The sequence below is a fragment of the Actinocorallia lasiicapitis genome, assembly GCF_054778695.1.
This window is the reverse complement of record NZ_BAAGZI010000884.1, coordinates 1-618: the sequence shown is the minus strand read 5'-3', so window position 1 is coordinate 618 and position 618 is coordinate 1. Positions and strand designations below refer to the sequence as shown.

At 72.5% G+C, this 618-nt stretch carries 1 pseudogene; it reads left to right on the top strand.

Annotated elements, in window-relative coordinates:
- Nucleotides 1-618 (top strand): annotated as a pseudogene (locus tag ACYVE7_RS35300) (FtsK/SpoIIIE domain-containing protein); the annotation flags it as partial.

Here is a 618-nt window from a genome sequence, read left to right as displayed (position 1 = left end):
CATCTGGAGCCGGGGACGGGCGCGTTCAACCGGCCGCCGCGGATCCCGCCGCGCGTCGAACCGGCCCGGCTGACGGTGCCCGCGCTGCCGGAGAAGCAGCACCGCGAACGGCTGCGGCTGGTCGGCGCGCTGCTGTTCTCGGCGTTCGGTCTTGTCATGGCGTTCGTGCTGCACCAGTGGTACTGGGCACTGTTCGCGCTGGCCTGGCCGCTGATGATGATCGGCGAATGGGTCGGCGACCGGATGTACGGGCGGAAGTCGTACAAGAAGGCGTACCGCGAGTACCAGGTGAAGACGGCGTTCTTCGCCCGCGATCTGGAGAAGCTCCGGGTCCGCGACGAGCGGGAGCGCCGCGCCGCCGCCCCCGATCCGGCCGAGGTGCTGCTGACCGCGACCGGCCCGCGCAAACGGCTCTGGGAGCGCCGGCTGGACGACCCCGACGCCCTTGACCTGCGGATCGGCCTCGCCGACCAGCCCGCGCGGATCGAACTGGACGGCTCAGCCGACGACATCCTCGAAGCCCTGGAACGGGCCTCGCTGCACCGGCGGCCCGTGGCCAGGACCGTCCCGGTGAGCCTGCCGCTGCGCGAGCTGGGCGTCATCGGGCTGACGGGGCCG